At 69.6% G+C, this 18,765-nt stretch carries 9 protein-coding genes; 8 read left to right on the top strand and 1 reads right to left on the bottom strand.

The window, feature by feature from the left end; all coding sequences use genetic code 11:
* Positions 1-35: 35 nt before the first annotated feature.
* The gene (locus ACJH71_RS13870; protein WP_406758581.1) at positions 36-722 is read left to right on the top strand and encodes a cutinase family protein; all 687 of its coding nucleotides are present in this window, start codon (positions 36-38) and stop codon (positions 720-722) included.
* Between the two features lie 9 nt (positions 723-731).
* Here ACJH71_RS13870 and ACJH71_RS13875 read toward each other — a convergent pair whose 3' ends face one another.
* On the bottom strand, positions 732-1,103 hold the full coding sequence (locus ACJH71_RS13875) for a nuclear transport factor 2 family protein (RefSeq protein WP_406758582.1): 372 nt from the start codon (positions 1,101-1,103) through the stop codon (positions 732-734).
* 212 nt (positions 1,104-1,315) lie between these two features.
* Between ACJH71_RS13875 and ACJH71_RS13880 the strand changes: the two genes are divergently transcribed.
* The 7 genes from ACJH71_RS13880 to ACJH71_RS13910 are packed head-to-tail and all read left to right on the top strand — an operon-like array spanning position 1,316 to position 18,745.
* Positions 1,316-2,062: a thioesterase II family protein gene (locus ACJH71_RS13880; protein WP_406758583.1), complete on the top strand. Its 747-nt coding sequence runs from the start codon at positions 1,316-1,318 to the stop codon at positions 2,060-2,062.
* On the top strand, positions 2,055-3,371 hold the full coding sequence (locus tag ACJH71_RS13885; RefSeq protein ID WP_406758584.1) for a polyketide synthase: 1,317 nt from the start codon (positions 2,055-2,057) through the stop codon (positions 3,369-3,371). Before ACJH71_RS13880 ends, ACJH71_RS13885 begins: the two co-directional genes overlap by 8 nt.
* On the top strand, positions 3,365-6,310 hold the full coding sequence (locus tag ACJH71_RS13890; RefSeq protein ID WP_406758585.1) for an SDR family NAD(P)-dependent oxidoreductase: 2,946 nt from the start codon (positions 3,365-3,367) through the stop codon (positions 6,308-6,310). Before ACJH71_RS13885 ends, ACJH71_RS13890 begins: the two co-directional genes overlap by 7 nt.
* Entirely contained in the window at positions 6,303-12,842 is a 6,540-nt protein-coding gene (locus ACJH71_RS13895) for an amino acid adenylation domain-containing protein (RefSeq protein WP_406758586.1), read from the top strand. Before ACJH71_RS13890 ends, ACJH71_RS13895 begins: the two co-directional genes overlap by 8 nt.
* Positions 12,839-17,257 carry an amino acid adenylation domain-containing protein gene (locus ACJH71_RS13900; protein WP_406758587.1) on the top strand — a complete coding sequence of 1,473 codons (4,419 nt, stop codon included), beginning with the start codon at positions 12,839-12,841 and terminating at the stop codon, positions 17,255-17,257. The genes ACJH71_RS13895 and ACJH71_RS13900 overlap by 4 nt, the downstream gene beginning before the upstream one ends.
* Positions 17,254-18,534, top strand: coding sequence for an NADPH-dependent L-lysine N(6)-monooxygenase MbtG (gene mbtG / locus ACJH71_RS13905; protein WP_406758588.1), 1,281 nt, complete (start codon positions 17,254-17,256; stop codon positions 18,532-18,534). Before ACJH71_RS13900 ends, mbtG begins: the two co-directional genes overlap by 4 nt.
* Entirely contained in the window at positions 18,515-18,745 is a 231-nt protein-coding gene (locus ACJH71_RS13910; protein WP_406758589.1) for an MbtH family protein, read from the top strand. The genes mbtG and ACJH71_RS13910 overlap by 20 nt, the downstream gene beginning before the upstream one ends.
* Positions 18,746-18,765: the final 20 nt, after the last annotated feature.

Below are 18,765 nucleotides of genomic sequence, written 5' to 3' on the forward strand. Positions count from 1 at the left end.
GTGGAGCGTGGTCGGTGTGTGCCAGCATCGGTGATATGAAAGCGCGCCGATCGCTCTTGTTACTCAGTGTTCCGGTGGTGGCGGCGTTGGCTGCGCTGCCCAGCGCCCCGGTCGTCCCCTCCGCCTCGGCTGCAGGCTGTCCCGACATTGAGGTGACCTTTGCCCGGGGAACCGCCGAACCGCCCGGTGTCGGCGGAGTCGGCCAGAAGTTCATCGATGCACTGCGCTCGCAGGTCGGGGGGCGCTCGGTCGGCGTATACGCGGTCAATTACCCGGCAGGCGAGGACTGGCCGCCCTCGGCGTCCGCCGGCGCCGGCGATGCGAACGCCCACGTTCAATCCATGGTTGCAACCTGTCCGAACACCAAGCTGGTGCTCGGCGGCTATTCGCAAGGCGCGATGGTCATCGATCTGATCACCATTGCGCGGGCATCGGTGGCGGGCTTCACCGCCGCGACGCTGTCCGAGGAGGAAGCTGCGCACGTGGCCGCGGTCGCGGTGTTCGGCAATCCCACCGACCGGTACCTGGGCGGACCGATCAGCGAGATCAGCCCCTGGTACGGGGCCAAGGCGATCGACCTGTGTGCCGACGGCGATCCCATCTGCACTCCGGGAGCCCTGGCGCTGCCCTCACATGACGAGATGTTCTCCGCTCCGCACCTGTCCTATGCACAGTCGCCGATGCCCGCTCAGGCCGCGGGCTTCGTGGCGAGCCATCTCTGACCCAGGGCTTTACCCGACTACCTCCGAGGCCCAGTACTCACGCAGGCTGGCGATCTGATCGCCGGCGAATTCCAGGATGGCGACTTCCCGCATCCGTTTTCGCACGTTCTGGACGCGGTCGACGAAGGTCGCCTCCCACTCGGCGACCACTGTGCTGCCGTCGGTGGCGGTGTAGAGGTTGAGCAATCGGGCGTCGATATCGGCCTGTCCCTCGACGACCTTGCGCTGCCAGTAGTCGCGGATCCCGGCTCGGTTGCGGATGGGTTCGCCCAGCACCCGCTCGTGGTAGGTGGCGTCGTCGGTGAAGATCGTGACGATGAGCTCGGGGTCCTGTTGGGTCCAGGCCCGCAGGTAGGTATCGATCGTGGTGCGGACATCCATCAGGGGAGTGTGGCCCACGGCGCGGCCCCGCCCTCACCGAACGTGCATTCAGCGCGAGGAAACGGGCCAAAAAACGCGCTCAGTGCACGCTCGGTGCAGCGGAGGGTCCAGGACCGGCCGAGAGGCGCCCGGATTTCCGGCAGGCCTCCTATAGGGGTAACCTAACGCAGGGAAATTAGGGCAGCCTTTACTAATACTTGCGAGGGGATCGGATGGCCGTCGACGACACCTCGGCCGTCGCGCAGTTCCCCTCCTGGATCGGGCGCTTTCCCGGTCCCGGCGCTCCCACTTTGGTCTTCCCGCACGCCGGCGGAACCGCGGTCAACTACCGACCCCTGGCGCTGGCCCTGGCCGCCGGTGCCGACACCTACGTCATGCAATATCCGCAGCGTGCCGACCGTTTCCGCGAACCGGCCGCCGAAACCCTGCCGGAACTGGCCCGCAGCCTGTTCGACGCCGCGCCCTGGCACCAGCTCGGGCCGCTGCGCCTGTTCGGGCACAGCATGGGATCGCTGGTCGCGTTCGAATTCGCCCGGCTCGCCGAAGAGCGCGGCATCGAGATCCAGCGGCTGTGGGCTTCGGCCGCGCCCGCGCCCGGCCTGGTGGCCGGCCTGCGTAAGGTGCCCACCGGTGACGCCGACCTGCGCGCCGAACTCGCCCAACTGGGCGGCACCGACCCGCGCATTCTGGCCGACGAGGAATTCCTCACCCTGCTGTTGACCCCGGTGCGCTCGGACTACCTGGCGTTCAACCGCTACCAGTGCGCACCCGAGGCGACCATCAGCGCCGACATCATGGTGCTCGGTGGCCGCTCCGACGACCGGGTCGGAGCCGACCTGCTGGAGCGCTGGGCCGACCACACCACCGGCGCCTGCGCGATGTCGCTCTACGACGGCGGGCACTTCTACCACTACGAGCACATCGAGACCTTGGCGAAGCGGATCATCGCCGATGAATGATCGGCGCGAGGACCCGGTCGTCATCACCGGCCTCGGCGTCGAGGCTCCCGGCGGGATCGACACGGCCGAACAGTACTGGTCGCTGCTGGCCGACGGCCGTGAGGCGCTGAGCGCCATCCCCGAGGACCGGGACTGGGCGGTGCGTGAACTCATCGAGGGATCGCACCGCGATGGCTTCAAGCCGATCTGCAACGCGGGCGGATTCCTCTCCGGCGCCGCCGAATTCGACCCCGGATTCTTCGGTATCGCGCCACGCGAGGCCGTCGCTATGGACCCGCAGCAGCGGGTGGCGCTGCGGGTGGCCTGGCGCGCCCTGGAAGATGCCGGCATCAATCCCGACGAGCTCACCGGCCACGACGTCGGCGTGTACCTGGGCGCGTCGGTCACCGGCTACGGCCCGGACATGGCGCAGTTCAGCGCGCACAGCGGTCATCTGCTGCCGGGCACCGCACTGTCGGTGATCTCCGGCCGGATCGCCTACACCCTGGGGCTGGCCGGCCCGGCGATCACCGTCGACACCTCCTGTTCGTCGGCGCTGTCCGCGTTGCACCTGGCGGTGCAGGCGATTCAGACCGGTGACGCCGACATGGCGCTCGCCGGTGGGGTGTGCGTGATGGGCTCGCCCGGCTTCTTCGTCGAGTTCTCCAAACAGCACGCGCTCTCCGACGACGGCCATTGCCGGCCCTACAGTGCCGCCGCCACCGGAACAGTGTGGGCCGAAGGTGCCGGAATCTTTGTACTGCAACGAAAATCGGCCGCGCTGCGCGACCGTCGGCACATCTACGGCGAGATCCTGGCCAGTCGGCTCAACCAGGACGGTCACACCACGGGCCTGCTCACGCCCAGTGAGGCGGCCCAGCAGCGACTGTTCCGCCACGCCCTGGCCGATGCCGGCGTGCACCCCGGCCAGGTCGGGATGATCGAGGGCCACGGAACCGGAACCCGGGTCGGGGATCCCGTGGAACTGCGTTCACTGATCAGCGTTTACGGCACCGACACGACGACCGGCGCCGGCCCACGGCTCGGTTCGGTCAAATCCAACATCGGGCATACCCAGGCCGCGGCCGGGGCACTCGGGTTGACCAAGGTGCTCCTGGCCGCCGAGCACCAGGCGATCCCGCCCACCCTGCACGTCCGCGACGGCTGGCACGACGGCATCGACTGGGATGGGCACCCAATCACGCTGGCCGAGACCATCACCGCCTGGCCGGCGAGCGACGGCCGCCGGATCGGCTCGGTGTCGGCGTTCGGGATGAGCGGCACCAACGCGCACCTGATCGTCGGGGTGGACGAGGTCGCGCCGTGCTGAACAGCCACCCGACCACTCTGCCCGACGGCCGGATCCCCGTGCTGATCTCGGCACACGCCCGCGACCTGGTGGCTGCCGAGGCCGGGGCGCTGGCGCGTTACCTGCACACGCATTCCGCCGGGGTCGAGGCGGTCGCCCAGACGCTGCGGGCCACCCGGTCGGTGCGCCGCTATCGCGCGGTGATCCGGGCCCGCGATACCGCCGAGCTCGTCGCCGGCCTGGATGCCGTCTACCGCGGCGTCGAGCACCCCCTGGTGGCCCGGTCGCACCAACCCGAGGCCGCTCGCACCGCTTTCGTGTTCCCGGGCCAGGGGAACCAGTGGCCCGGCATGGGAGCCGAGCTGCTCGGCCTCGCGGCTTACCGCGCCGAGGCGGACCGCTGCCATGACGCCTTCTTGCGTGCCGGGCACGCTTCGCCGCTGAGCTACCTGCGCGGCACCGATGACGCCGACCCGGTGGTGGTGCAGGCCGCCCAGTTCACCCACGCCGCGGCACTGGCCGCCACCTGGCGGCACTTCGGCGTGCTGCCCGACATCACCGTCGGGCACAGCCTGGGGGAGCTGGCCGCCGCCTACACCGCCGGCGTGGTGGATTTGGATGCCGCCGTGGCGGTGGTCGCCGCACGGGCACAGCTGACCGACCTGCTGGCCGCCGACGCACCGGTCCGGTTCGGCATGGCGATGATCGCCCTGAACGCCGACGCCGCCGCCGACATGATCGCCGCCACCCCCGGGTGGCTGGAGCTGTCGGTGGTCAACGGCCCCGAATCGGTGGTCGTCTCCGGCGAATTACCGGCGATACAGCACATTCTGGAGTGCGCCGGCCGGCGCGGAGTCTTTGCCCGCGAACTGCCGGTGCGCTATCCGGCGCACACCAGCGCCCTGGAGCCGCTGCGAGACCAGTTGACCGGGAAGCTTCCAGACGCTCAATTCCACAGCGCCCCGGTGGAATTCATCGGATCGGTGTACGGCGGTCCGATCCCGCTCGCGGCAACGTTCCGCCAGTACTGGTTCGACAATCTGCGCCGGCAGGTGCGGTTCGACCTGGCCGCCGCAGCCGCGGTGGCGCGCGGGGTAACGACGTTCATCGAGATGTCGGCGCATCTGACCCTGCTGGTGGCGCTCGCGGACTCGGTCGGGCCCGCCCAAGTGCTGGGCAGCACCGAGCGTGACCAGCCGTCCGGCGAGGCGCTGGCAACCAACATCGCAGCCGCGGCGATCGCCGACCCCGGCTACCGCTGGCGCGACTTTGCGCCGGATGCTCCTGCGCTGCTGCGGCATTTCCCGCACGCACCGATGCACACCAACCGGCTGTGGGCAGGCACGGAAACGTCCGCGCCCCGCCACCGCATGCCGGTGGTCATGACCGAACGCTGGCTGCCGTTGACCGAGCCGGGGCGGCGGCCCACGCGGGTGGCCGTCATCGACTATTCCGGGCAATCGCCTGGTCTGACCGCGCAACTCACGGCGGCGCTGGATGCCGAAGTGGTGGACCAGGCCGACGCCGAGTTCCTGCTTCTGGTCGCTCCGCTCGCCGACTCGGTCGATATCACCGCCGCAGCAACCGAGTTCGCCGAGAGCGCGGTCGGTCAAACCGCCGTTCTGCCAGGACAGAACTGCCGCCGGGTATGGCTGGTGACCCGCGGCGCCGAGTATCTCGATGGTGATCCGGCACCGAGCCCAGGTGCCGCGGCGTTGGCTGCGCTGCACCGCAGCGCCGGATTCGACTACCCGGACCACACATTCGCGCACCTCGATCTGCCGGTGCAGCCCACTGCCGCGGACCTGCGTGCCGTGGGTGCCGCACTCTGGCTGACCGACACCGAGGTGGCAGTACGTGCCGGACGCTTGGCGACCCGCCGATTGGTCGAGTCTGTCGAGTCCAAGGCCGCGGCAACGGTGCCCACGGTCCCGGAGAACGTGGTGATCAGCGGCGGTACCGGTGCCATCGGAATGGCCTACGCGGCGTTCTGCGCCGACCACGGCGCCCGCGACATCGTCCTACTCAGCCGCAGCGGGGCCAGCGATGCCATTGCCGCGCAGTTGGATGCGCTGCGTGCGCGTACCGGGGCGCGTATCACCGCGATCCGCTGCGACATAACCGACGACACTGCGATAGCGGCGGTCATCGCGCAGTACCGGCCCGTTCCGGCCGGCCTGCTGGTGCATACGGCGTCGGCAGAAGCTGTGGCCGCATCGCAGATTACGGCCGAGGCGGTGCGGGACGCGTTTGGCGCCAAGGTGATCGGACTGGACAACCTGGCACGGCACTGGCCGCTGGACGCCGACGCACGCGTGCTGGTCTGCTCCTCGGTACTGGCGCTGTGGGGCGGCTCGGGACACGGGCTCTACGCGGCGGCCAACCGGATGGTCGACACGTTGGTGGGACGGCTGCGAGCCCAGGGCCTGGGCGCCACCTCCATCCGCTGGGGACTGTGGCGCAGCGTGGCTGTGGTCAGCGGCGAGGAGAAGGACCGGATCGCCCGAACGGGCCTCACCCCGATGGCCCCGGAGGCCGCGATCACCGCCGGACTTCTTGCCGCGCCGGGCGACCCGGCGATCCTGGCCGCCGATTTCGATCGACTGGCGGTGTTCTTCGACAGCCAGGGCGTTCCCTCGCCGTTCGAGGCATCGCTGACCGCCGCAACGGTGGAGGGGCAGGCCGATCGCCCGATCGGTGAGGTGGTGGCGGACGAACTGGTGACGGTGCTCGGCTTGGAAGGCCCCGACGACATCGACATGCACCGGGCCTTGGTCGATCTCGGCCTGGATTCACTGCTTGCGCTGGACCTGCGCAAGCGCTTGGGGCGGGCCACCGGCCTGCGTGTGGCGCTCGGTCCACTGCTGGCCGGAATGACTGGAGCCCAGCTGACGGCGACGCTGCGTGACGACGCAGCGCCGGCCGCGGCTACGGAAAGGACTGTGTTCACCCATGACTGACGCCGTCGACCAGGCGACCGACGCCAACGAGCTGCGGCTGGAACTGTTGCGCCGTCGACTCGCCGAACGCGGGCTGGCTGCCACGTCGGCATCGGAGCCGGATTCCGGGCCGACCAACGGGTCTGGGCCGCTGACCATGAGTGACGGACAGCGCCGGATGTGGTTCGTGCAGGCGCTTGACCCGGACGGCGCGCTGGCCAACATTTCGGTTTCCTACCGGCTGAACGGCCCGCTGGACGGCGCCCGGCTGCAGGCCGCGCTGGCCGCTGTTGCCGCGCGCCACCCGGTGCTGCGCACCGTCTATTCCGTCGACGACGCGGGCGAACCCCACCCGGTGATCGCCGAGGTCACGCCGGGCTTTGCCACCCACGACCTGTCCGACCTTGCCGAACAGGCCCGGGCGCTGCGGCTGGAAGTACTGGCTCAGCGAGAATTCGGCACCCCGTTCCGGCTGGACACCGATGCACCGCTGCGGCTCACCCTGATCCGGGTTGCACCAGACGAACACATTCTGCTGCTGGTAGCCCACCACATCGCCTGGGATGACGACTCCTGGGCGGTCTTCTTCGCCGACCTCACGGCCGCCTATGCCGACCCGGAACAGTTCGCCACCCGCCCGCCCGTACCGCATCCGGTCGCACCGGCAGGCTCCGGCCACGAAGCGGAGCTGAAGTACTGGCGCACTCTGCTGGCGGACCCGCCGGATCCCCTGGAGCTGCCCGGCCCACATGGCTCGGCGATACCCAGCACGCTGCGCGCCGGATTGTGCACCCGCACCCTGCCCGCCGGGTTGATGTCTGACATCGCCGATCTGGCGCGCAGCAACGGCGCTACGCCCTACATGGTGATCGCCGCGGCGCTGTCCGCTCTGATCCAGCGCTATACCGCCACCGACGACTTCCTCATCGCCTCACCGGTGCTCAATCGCACTGCTGGCACCGAAGGGGCCATCGGCTACTTCGGCAACACCGTGGTGCTGCGTGCCCGGGTCGTCGCCGCGGACCGCTTCAGCGAACTGCTGGCTCGGACCCGAGACGCCGCACTGGGGGCATTCGGCCACCAGGGCATCAACCTCGACCGGGTGGTGCGCGAACTCAACCCGGATCGCCGGCACGGGGGAGTGGAACGACTCACCCGGCTCAGTTTCGGTTTCCGCTCGACACAGGGCGGCGGATTCCAGCCGGATGGGATCACCTGCACCCGGGCCGATTACCGCGGCAAGGTCGCCCAGCTGCCGCTGGGGATCATGGTGGAGGCCGACGCTGACGGCGCTTTGATCGAGGCCGAATACCTGCACGACGTGCTCGACGAGGGATTGGTCGAGCAGTTGCTGCGCCACCTGGTGCAGCTGCTGTCCGCCGCCGTGGCACAGCCCCAGACGACCGTCGGCGAGCTGGACATCCTCGGCGACGACGATCGGGCCTGGCTGGACGCGATTTCCCGCGGACCCGACTTCGTCCCGCCTCCACAGGCGCCGGCCACCCTGGGCTCGCTGGTGGCCGACCGGGCCGCGGCCACCCCGAACGCCATCGCCGTCGTCGACGACCATGGCAAGTACAGCTACGCCGAGATCAACGCGCGCGCCAATCGAATCGCACACCACCTGATCGCGGCCGGCATCGGCACCGAGGACAAGGTCGCGGTGCTGTTCGGCCGCTCGACGGATCTGGTGGTCACCGCCTTGGGTATCGCCAAAGCCGGCGCCGCCTACGTTCCTGTCGACCCCGAATACCCGACGGACCGTATCGAATTCATCCTCGGTGACGCCCGTCCGTCGATCGTGCTGCGTGAACCGCTGACAGCGGACGAGCTGGCCGGCCGGCCCGACACCGACCCGACCGACGCCGAGCGGGTGCGTCCGCTGCGGCCTGAGAATCTGGCCTACCTCATCTACACCTCGGGTTCGACCGGGTTGCCCAAGGGTGTCGAGGTCTCCCACGCCCCGATCACCGAGTACCTGGTCTGGTTCGGCGGCGAGTACGGCATCGACGACACCGACGTTCTGCTGCAGGTCGCCTCGCCGAGCTTTGACGTGTCGATAGGCGAACTGTTCGGCACCCTGGGAAACGGTGCCCGGCTGGTGATTCCACGCCCGGACGGTCTTCGCGACATCGGCTACCTGACCGACCTGCTGCAGCGCGAAGGCGTCACCGCCATGCACTTCGTGCCGTCCCTGCTGGGCCTGTTCCTGTCGCTGCCCGGCGTGAATCAGTGGCGCACCCTGCGCCGCATCCCGATCGGTGGAGAACCGTTGCCGGGCGAACTCGCAGACAAGTTCCACGCCACCTTCGATGCCCTGCTGCATAACTTCTACGGCCCCACCGAGACCGTGGTGAACTCTTCCCGATTCAAGGTGGAAGGACCCCAGGGCAACCGGATCGCGCCGATCGGCAGCCCGAACATCAACACCACCATGTGGCTGCTCGACGACGCCTTGGCGCCGGTGCCGGTCGGAGTGATCGGCGAGATCTACATCGGCGGAACACATGTGGCTCGCGGCTACTTCGACCGTCCCGGACTGACCGCCGAGCGGTTCGTCGCCGACCCGTGGACGCCCGGCCAGCGGCTGTACCGTACCGGGGATCTGGCCCGCCGCAATGCTGCCGGCGACCTGGAATTCATCGGCCGCGCCGACGACCAGGTCAAGGTCCGTGGTTTCCGGATCGAACTAGGCGAGGTGGCCTCGGCCATCTCGGTGGATCCGAGTGTCGGCCAGTGCGTGGTGGTGGTCTCGGACCTTCCCGGGTTGGGCCGCAGCCTGGTCGCCTATCTGACCCCCGCCGGCCCTGGCGCCGGGGAAGATACCGTCGAGATTCCGCGGATCCGGGCCCGGGTGGCCGCGGCGTTGCCGGAATACATGGCGCCGTCCGCGTACGTCGTGGTCGACGACATCCCGATCACCGCGCACGGCAAGATCGACCGCGCTGCGTTGCCCGACCCGCAGCCGATCGAGAGCACGCCCTACCGGGAGCCGCAGACCGACACCGAACACGTGGTGGCGCAACTGTTCGCGCAACTGCTCTCCCGTGACAAGGTGGGTGCCGACGACTCGTTCTTCGACCTTGGCGGTCACTCGCTGCTGGCCACCAAGCTGGTTGCGGCGATCCGGGCCCGTTGCGAGGTGGAGATCGGCATCCGGGAGATCTTCGAGGCCAGCACGGTGGCCCGACTGGCCGCCGCGATCGATCGGGCCCCGGCTGCGCAACCCGACGGGGCCGGGCGACCGCCGTTGGTCGCGGTGCCGCGCTCCGGGAATCTTCCGGTCTCGGCGTCCCAGCTGCGAACCTGGTTCGCCTACCGACTGGACCCGAATGCCACCGGCGACAACATTCCGCTGTCGGCCCGGCTCACCGGGCCCTGCGACACCGCCGCGCTAACCGCCGCGATCGGTGACATGGTGGCCCGCCACGACAGTCTGCGCACCACGTTCCGCGAGATCGACGGTCTGCCGCATCAGGTGATCAATGCGCCCGCGGCGGTACCGGTGACCGAACTGCAGTGTCCCGAAACCGATCCGGGTGCCGTCACGGCGTGGACGCGAGCCCGGCTCGACGAGCAGCGCGCCATCGCATTCGACCTGGAACGGGATTGGCCGCTCCGGGCGGCACTGCTGCACCTGCCCGGCGACGAACGGGTGCTTTCCCTGGTGGTGCACCACATCGCCGCCGACCACTGGTCGGTCGAGGTGCTCTTCACCGACCTACTGATCGCCTACCGATCCCGGGCCGCCGGCTCCGCGCCGGCATGGGAGCCGCCGGCGTTGCAGTACGCGGACTTCGCGCATTGGCAGGGCGAACTGCTGCGTGACGAGTCCGGGTTGATCGAGGCGCAACGCCGCTACTGGATCGAGCAACTGGCCGATCTGGCCGACGACACCGGACCGCGCCCGGACTTTCCCCGCCCCGCCACCGCGAACGGCTCCGGCGACTCGGTCGCATTCAGCGTCCCCCCGCAGGTGCGGGCCGGGCTGGCGGCGCTGGCCCGCGAGACCGGCGCCACCGAGTTCATGGTGGTGCAGTCCGCGGTCGCGGTGCTGATGCATTTGGCCGGCAGCGGCGACGACATCCCGCTCGGCGTACCGATCGCCGGACGCACCGACAACGCACTGGACAACCTGGTCGGGTTTTTCGTCAACATCGTGGTGCTGCGAAACCGGTTGTCCGGCAACCCGACACTGCGCGAGGTCGTCACCCGGGCGCGGGAAGCTGCGCTGGGTGCCTACGCACATGCCGACCTGCCGTTCGACCGGCTGGTGGAGGCCCTCAACCCGGTCCGCACGCTGTCGCGTAACCCGCTGTTCCAGGTGGTGGTCCACGTCCGCGAGGCCGCCGACGTCACCCACGTCATTAACAGGGGAGCCAGCGGTGAGAGCGACCTGGTCTTCCGCACCGTGATGCCCACCTTCGACATCGCCCATGCCGACCTGTCGGTGAATCTGTTCACCACAGCGGACTCCGACGGGGAGGGCTATGACGGACATCTGATCTACCGCACCGACCTCTACGAGCGCGCCACCGTGGCGCGACTGGCCGACTGGCTGGGCCGGGTGCTGGCGACCATGGCAGGCGATCCGGGACGGGCGTTGCGCGACATCAGCCTGGTCGACGAGGAGCAACGCGAGCGCATCCTGCAGCGGTGGAGCCGCGGTGCCGAGATTCCCGCGGGCGATCCGCAAACCATCGCCGACGTGCTGGCGCCCAGCCGCAGCTTCGACAGCGTCGCCGTGCGATGCGCCGGAGCCGAGCTCACCTATCCGCAGCTGCATTCCCGCTCCGACCGGCTTGCCGAGCTGTTGATCGCCGCCGGCGTGGAACCCGGAACCCTGGTGGGTCTGTCGGTGCGCCGTGACCTGGATCTGCCGGTGGCGCTGGTCGGCATCATGAAGGCTGGCGCCGGCTACTTCCCGCTGGACCCGAGCTATCCGAGCCAGCGGCTCGAGTTCATGATCGACGACGTCGCGCCGAAAGTGATCCTGGTAAGCGCTGCCACCCGGGGTGCGATTCCGGCAAGGGACGGTGTCACGCTGCTGTGCCTGGACGACGCCGATGTGCAGGAGGACCTGACCAAAGACGTTGCCGGGGTAAATCTTCCGGTGCCGCACCCCGATGACCCGATGTATCTGGTGTTCACCTCCGGATCCACCGGCATGCCCAAGGGTGTGCTCGGTACCCACCGGTCGATGAGCGCACGCCTGAACTGGCAGATCGCCCACTACCCGGTCACCGGCGAGGACATCCGGCTGGCCCAGTCGTCGATGACGTTCCTGGAAGGCGGCATGGAGATGCTGGCCGGCCTGGCCGCCGGAGCGACGCTGATTCTGGCCGACGACAATGAGTTCCGTAATCCCGAAGCACTGGCACGGCTGATCGTGGACGAGCGGGTGGCTCAGGTGACCGCGGTGGCGAGCCTGATCTCGGTGCTGGTCGACTCTGCACCCGAGGCCGTGCGCGGGCTGCGAAGGCTGGTGTGCAGCGGTGAACCCGTCTCGGCGGACCTGCTGGCCCGGCTGGGCGGGGCGCTGGATCCGAACGCTCAACTGCTCAACAACTTCGGTGCCACCGAAACCTCCGGTGCGGTGGTGCGCGGTGAACTGGAGCCGCCCACACCGAAACTGGGCCGGCCCACGCCCGGGTCGCAGGCCTACCTGCTCGACGACGCACTGCAGCCGGTGCCGCCCGGGGTGGTCGGCGAGGTCTACTACGCGGGCCCGCAGATCGTCCGCGGCTACTGGAAGCGGCCGGGACTGACCTCGACCCGCTTCGTCGCCAACCCGTTCTCCAAGACCGCGGGCGACCGGCTCTACCGCAGTGGTGACCGGGCCCGTTGGACCGTCGACGGAGTACTCGAATTTGTTGGCCGCACCGACCACCAGGTCAAGGTGCGTGGCTTCCGGGTGGAGCTGGCCGAAGTGGAGGCCGCGTTGCGCGGCGCACCGGGAGTGGCGACGGCCGCCGCCCGTACCTGGGACCAGCGCGGTGTCACCACGCTGGCCGGCTACCTGGTACCTGCGACCCCGGTCACCGACGCGGCGGAGTTCATCGCGTCGGTGCGTGCGGCCGTGGCCGCAACGCTGCCCGGCTACATGGTCCCGTCATCGCTGACGGTGCTCGAGGCCATGCCGTTGACGGACTCCGGGAAGCTGAACCGGCCCGCGCTGCCGCAGCCGGCGGTGGCCACGCGCGGCGCTTCGGACCCACCGGTCACCGCCACCGAACAGACCCTGGTCGGAATCTGCGCCGAGCTCTTGGGTGTCGCGGCAATCGGGCGCAGCGACGGCTTCTTCGAGCTCGGCGGCGACAGCATCCTGTCGGTGCAGCTGGCCGCGCGGGCGCGCGCGGCGGGGCTGGACGTCGACCCGCGGATGATCTTCGAGCACCCCACGTTCGCCGAACTGGCCGCCGCCGTCGACGCTGCGGCCGCGGCCGGTGGCACCCCAGCAGCCGCCGACACGGCGTTTGAGCCGATGAGCGTCTCGGGTCTGAGCAGTGACGCACTGGCCGATCTGACTGCGGCATGGGGTGATTCGCCGTGACCGAGACTGCATCTGCGCACAGCACTGCGGCTCCTGCGGCGATCGAGGATGTGCTGGCGCTCTCCCCTTTGCAGCAGGGATTGTTCTCGCTGGCCAAGCTCGCCACCGATGACGGGGGCGGGGTGGACGGTGTCGACGTCTACACCGTGCAGTTCGTCATCGATATCGAGGGCGCCGTCGACCCCGGGCTGTTGCGACGCAGTGCCGAGGCGATGCTGGTCCGCCACGCAAACCTGCGGGCGTCATTCTGGGACGTCGACCTGCCGCACCCGGTGCAGATCATCCCGGCGACAGCAGCTCTTCCGTGGCGTGAGATCCATTCTGCGCCAACTGAATTCGATGAGATCGCGCGTATCGAGCGCACCACGAACTTCGATTTGGCCCGCGGACCGTTGCTGCGTTTCGTGCTGGCCCAGTCCGCCCCCGAGCGGTACCGGCTGATCCTCACCGTGCACCACCTACTGCTCGACGGATGGTCGATGGCGGTGTTCTTCGACGAAATGGTGGCGATCTATCGCGCCGGCGGCGTCGACCCGCTGCCGCCGCCGCGCCCCTACCGCGACTACATCGGCTGGCTGACAAGCCAAGACACTGCCGCCGCGACCCAGCGGTGGCGCGACTACCTGGCCCCGCTCAGCGCCCCGACCATGCTGGCCGGTGGTGAGCGAGCCACGGTGGGCAGCGCCGTCCCGCAGACCCACGAGGTAGCGCTGGACAGCGACGCCACCGCGCGCCTGACCGAGTGGGCCCGTCGGCATGGGCTGACGCTGAACACCGTGCTGCAGTTCGCCTGGGCGGTACTGCTCGGCCGCCTCACCGACCGGACCGACATGGCGTTCGGCGCGGTGGTGTCGGGTCGCCCACAACAGCTCACCGGCGTCGAAACCATGGTCGGCCTGTTCATCAACACCGTCCCGGTGGCCGCGTCGACACCGCCGCGCGCCGAGGTGGTCGCCACCTGCCAAGCGCTGCAACGCGACACCGCGGCCATGCGCGACCTGGGCTACCTGAGCCTGTCGACGGTGCAGCGGGCCAGCGGCAACGCGGTGTTCGACACCCTGCTGGTCTTCGAGAATGCGCCCATCGGCTCGGCGTCGGCGGGGGTCACCACCCCCGATGGGGTGCGCTTCATCCCGGTCACGGTCGAAAGTCTGACGCACTATCCGCTGACCCTGGTCAGCTATCCACCCCGCGACGGTCGGCTTACCGTGCTGCTCGAAGCGATCCCAGATGCGCTGGGGGAGTTATCGGTTCCCGATCTTGGGCAGCGGCTGCTGCAGGTGCTGCGCCAGCTGGCCGACCCGGCGCGGCCCCGCATCGCCGATTTGGACGTGCTGTTGCCCGTCGAGCGGGCCCGCATCGCCGATCCGGCGGTGGACGTGAACCCGCCCACCTCGGTGCCCGCTCTGTTCACCGCGGCCGCCGCAGCGCACCCGGACAGTCCGGCGCTTACCGGCGAGGATCGCAGCCTGACCTACGCCGAGCTGGCGGCCGAAGCCGCCGGTTTGGCGCGGGCGCTGGCCGGGCGGGGGATCGGTCCCGAAGACCGGGTCGCGATAGCACTGCCCCGCTCGCTGGATTCGGTCATCGCGATCCTGGCGGTGCTGCAGGCCGGGGCGGCCTACGTTCCCGTCGACATCAGCCTGCCCGAGGCGCGCATCGAATCGATTCTGCGCCAATCTGGTCCGAAGCTGACGCTGACCGTCGAACTGCTGGCCGAGTTGCGTTCCGAAGACGCTGTGCACATCGCGACTCCGACCGCGATCCACCCCGACTCGGCCGCCTACGTGATCTTCACCTCGGGATCCACCGGAGAACCCAAGGGCGTCGTCGGCACGCACCGTGCGCTGGCGTCGTACTTTGCCGACCACCAGCAACGCATGTACGCGCCCGCCGTGGCCCGCCTGGGCCGGGCGCTGCGCGTCGCGCACGCCTGGTCGCTGAGTTTCGACGCGAGCTGGCAGCCGCTGGTCGGCCTGCTGGGTGGTCAGTGCGTGCACCTGTTCTCCGCCGACGAGATGCGTGATGCCGAGGCGATCATCGACGGTATCCGCCGGCACCGGCTGGACATGATCGACACCTCACCGTCGATGTTCACCCAGCTGTTCGACGCCGGCCTGCTTGATGCCGGCTCGGACCACCGCCTCACCGTGCTGGCGCTGGGTGGGGAGGCGATCGCCCCGCACACCTGGGCACGACTGCGTGCGGCGCCCTCGACGGCGGTCCACAACTGCTACGGACCCACCGAGACCACGGTGGAAGCCGTCGTCGCCGACGTCGCCGACACCGATGTTCCGGTGATCGGAGAAGCGGTGCGGGGCATGAGCGCTCACGTACTGGACTCCGTGTTGCGCGAAGTGCCTGACGGGGTGGCCGGCGAGCTGTACTTGGCTGGCGCCCAGGTCACCCGTGGCTATCTGGGTCGCGCCGGGGCGACCGCGGCTCGCTACGTCGCCGACCCGTTTCGCACCGGCGGCCGGATGTATCGCACCGGGGACCTGGTCCGGCGCCGGACCGATGGCCGCCTGGTCTACCTCGGCCGTGCCGACGACCAGGTCAAGGTGCGCGGCTACCGGGTCGAGATCGCCGAGGTCGAGGCGGCACTGGCCGCGGCCACCGGGGTGACCGGCGCCGCGGTACTGCCCGTGCAGGGGCCGGCCGGAACCCAACTGGCCGGCTTTGTCACCGGCGCGCAGGTGGACACCACCCGGGTTCGCGCCGAGATCGGCGCCCGGCTGCCGTCCTACCTGATACCTGCCCGGATCACCGCGGTGGAATCGATGCCGTTGACCGCCAACGGAAAACTGGACACCGAGAAGTTGGCGGCGCTGCTGGCGCAGTCCGGTCCGCTCGGCGGCGGGGTAGAGCCGGACACCGACACCGAACGGATCCTGGTGGAACTGCTGGCCGAGGTGTTCGCCGGCCCAGAGGGCCCACAGAATGCCGAGGGTTCAGCCCCGGGGGTCGAGAACGATCTGCGTGAGCTGGGTTTGGACAGCATCGTCGCGCTGTCGATGGTGCGGGCGGCCCGCCGGCGCGGCCTGCCGTTGCGTCCGCGGACCATCTTGAGCTGCAACACGATTCGGGACGTGGCCGCGGCCTTGGACCGCGAAGTGGCCGAAGCCGACGAGGCGGCGCAGCGCGACGGTGCGCAGGCGGCCGACGGGCCGATTCCGCTGCTGCCGGCCGGCCGCTGGCTCTACCAATACGGCAGCCCACGCCGATTGGGGCAGGTCGAAGCGATCCGGCTGCCCGACGACACCGACGGCGAGCAGCTGCGGGCTGCCCTGGCCGCGATCGTCGCCGCGCATCCGCTGCTGCACACCCGACTCGACCCGGCCGAGCTGACGCTGTACCCGACCGAGCCCGTCGACGTCCTGACCGAGGTCGCGGTCAGTACGGCCGACCTTTCGGTGGTCACCGAGCACGGCACCCGACTGTTGGAGAGCCTGGATCCGGCGAACGGAGTCATGCTGCAGGCGGTGTGGCTGCGCGAGCCCGACGGCGCGGGAGTGCTGATGCTGTGCGGGCACGTACTGGCACTGGACCCGGTGTCGTGGCAGGTGATCCTCGGTGAACTGCACGCCGCGCTGGCCGGGGCGGATCCGCTGCCGGAGCGCAGCGGCTACCGGCGCTGGGCGAGCGCACTGCACGAGCGTGCGCAGAGCCTGGACACGGTGGACTTCTGGGCCGCCCAGCTGGCCGGCGACGACCCGGATCTGGGTGCTCGGCGAGTCGACCCGGAACGCGATCGCGCCGGCGATCTCACGGTGTCGGTGACCGTCGCCGACCGGGTGCTGACCGCTGCGCTGTTGGCCTTGCCGGTTCCGATGCATGACCTGCTGGTTGCGGCGACCGCGCGGATGGTCACTGCCTGGCGGGCCCGCCGCGGGCAGGCCGGCGCGACGCCGCTGCTGGCCTTGGAGACCCACGGGCGTGCCGAGGAGGTTGTGACAGGTGTCGATACCGCCGACATCGCCGGACTGTTGTCGGCGATCTATCCGCTGCGGGTGGCCCAGGCAGACCCGGCCGGGGTGGCGCGCGCACTGGCGGACATCCCGGGCGGCGGAATCGACTACGGGCTGCTGGCCTATCTGCGTGCCGACACCGCCGACCTGCTGGCGGCTCAGCCGGGGCCCCAGCTGTTGCTGAACTACCTGGGCCGGGTCGATCGGGCCGGGGGCGGGCCGGCGGTGGCTCCAGACCTGATCGCCGGGCTGCCGTCGGTGCCCGAACCCGGCCAGGCGGTACGCCACGAGCTGAGCGTCTTCGCCGCGGTGGCCGACCTCGGGGCGGGGCAGGCGCTGATGACCCAATGGCGCACGTTGCCCGATATCCTCGGCGACGCCGAGATCACGGCATTGCAAGAGCTGTTCACCGACAGCCTGGGCGAGCTGGTGGAGGAACTGCGATGAGCACACTTGCGGTGGTGGGCGCCGGGGCCAAGGCCGTCGCGGTGGCCGCTAAGGCCGCCGCGCTGCGCGAGATGGGCGTCGCCGCCCCGGACGTGGTCGCCGTCGAACGCACCGAGGTCGCCGCCAACTGGCGCGCCGCCGGAGGCTGGACCGACGGTGCGCATCGGCTGGGCACCAGCCCGGAGAAGGACGTCGGCTTCCCGTACCGCTCGGCGCTGGTGGCCGGCCGCAACGCCGAACTCGACGAGCGAATGACCCGCTACGGCTGGCAGTCCTATCTGATCGCCACCGGCCAGTTCGCCGAGTGGGTGGACCGGGGCCGGCCGGCCCCCACCCACTTGCGGTGGAGCCAGTACCTGCGCTGGGTGGCCGATGCGGTGCGGCTCAACGTGATCCCCGGTGAGGTGGAGCGGCTGGGGGTGAACGGCGCCGGTTGGGTGCTGCACACCCGCGAAACCCAGGTCGCCGCAGACGCGGTGATGATCACCGGTCCGGGCCAGGCCGAGAAGTCGATCCTGCCTGGCAATCCGCTGGTGCTCTCCATCGCGCAGTTCTGGCACCGGGCTGCGGCCGACCGGATCAGCGCCGAGCGCGTCGCCGTCATCGGGGGCGGCGAGACCGCCGCATCGATGCTCAATGAGCTGTTCCGGCACCGGGTTTCGACGATCACCGTGATCTCCCCGCAGGTGACGCTGTTCACCCGAGGGGAGGGATTCTTCGAGAACGCGCTGTTCTCCGATCCCACCGACTGGACAGCGCTGACCCTGGCCGAGCGGCGAGATGCGTTGGCCCGCACCGACCGCGGGGTGTTCTCGGCCCGGGTGCAGGATGCTCTGCTGGCCGACGATCGGATCCGTCACCTGCGGGGAAGGGTGGCGCATGCGGTGGCCCGGGACGGCCGAATCCGGCTGACACTGAGCACCAACCGCGGCGGTGAGAACTTCGAGACCGTGCACGGTTTCGACCTGGTCATCGACGGCTCCGGCGCGGACCCACTGTGGTTCGTGTCGCTGTTCGGCCAGGACACCTTGGACCTGCTTGAGCTGGGCCTGGGCGGCCCGCTTTCCGGCGACCGGTTGGCCGAGGCGATCGGGCACGATCTGGCCGTCACTCACGTCACCCCGAAGCTTTTCCTGCCCAACCTTGCCGGGCTCACCCAGGGGCCTGGCTTTCCCAACCTGAGCTGTTTGGGACTGCTGTCCGACCGGGTGCTGGGCGCCCACCTTTCTGCTGCGCCACCGATACCGAGGAGATCCGATGAGCACCAATCCCTTTGACGACGAAAGCGGCAGCTTCTACGTGCTGGTCAATGACGAGGAGCAGTACAGCCTGTGGCCGACGTTCGCCAATGTTCCCGCCGGGTGGCGAGTGGTCTACGGAGGTGAACAGGGCGCCGACCGCGCGGCCTGTGTGGAGTACGTCGAGCAGCACTGGAACGATCTGCGGCCCAAGAGTCTTCGTGATGCCATGGCGGCCGAACGGGGGTAGCCTTGCTCCGGAAACCGTCA

This window comes from Mycobacterium sp. SMC-15, assembly GCF_045310925.1.
Classification (GTDB): Bacteria; Actinomycetota; Actinomycetes; order Mycobacteriales; family Mycobacteriaceae; genus Mycobacterium.